The 682-nt window shown below is 50.6% G+C and carries 2 protein-coding genes; one reads left to right on the top strand and one right to left on the bottom strand.

What is annotated here, in order from left to right; all coding sequences use genetic code 11:
- A partial coding sequence (locus CXF87_RS12215; RefSeq protein ID WP_157826534.1) for a DUF892 family protein occupies positions 1–284 on the top strand: 284 nt, incomplete at its 5' end.
- A 174-nt stretch (positions 285–458) separates the two neighbouring features.
- Here the strand turns inward: CXF87_RS12215 and CXF87_RS12210 are convergent.
- On the bottom strand, positions 459–682 hold a 224-nt coding region (locus tag CXF87_RS12210; RefSeq protein ID WP_198556088.1), incomplete at its 5' end, for an SCO family protein.

Genomic DNA, 682 nt, shown 5'->3' with positions numbered 1-682 from the left:
CTGAGTTAACCGCATTTGGTCAGGCTGTCGGCGGCATGATGGCTGAAGATGAGGTGGTCAAAGGCGGCATTGCGAGTTTCGCATTCGAAAATTTTGAGATAGCGAGTTATAAAGCCATTATCAAAGCGGCTGATATGGCGTCACAACCTGAGGTCTCCCAAGTCTGTAAAGAGATCCTTCAGGAAGAAATAGCCATGGCCGATTGGCTGAGTAAGCACTTGGACGATACTACTCAGCAATTTTTAGAGCGTGATAAGGATGACGATTTGCGCGCTAAGACCTAGCCTTTGCTAAGGCCTAGCTTTTGAGGCATGGTTTTTGAAACATAGCTTTTGAGACATAGCTTTATTTGCTCTTTCTCCCATCAGAGCAAAGCCCATTCCCCAGCTATAATGCTGGGGTTTTTTTCTGCCAGCCGAGTCAATGATGGAGTACCCGGCTGGCTACTGCAACGCCGTTCAATGCGCCAGAAGGCGGCTCAGGTCGGCCATCACAGCCTCTTTAGGGTCATCTTCGCGAATCAGTAGCTGAGCGTCGCCATCACGGCCGAAAGCGAAGACAGCGTTGGAGTGCGATACATCGTAATTGCCAGCATCGTCTTTCTCACCATAACCGTACGTCACGCGGTAGCGGCGCGTCAGAGCCTGTAAAGCCTCTTCATCGCCGGTCAAACCGGTGAACT

The organism is Halomonas sp. MES3-P3E, assembly GCF_002836035.1.
GTDB lineage: Bacteria > Pseudomonadota > Gammaproteobacteria > Pseudomonadales > Halomonadaceae > Vreelandella > Vreelandella arctica.
Note: the sequence above shows the minus strand (reverse complement) of the source record. Positions and strands in the feature narration are given on the sequence as shown.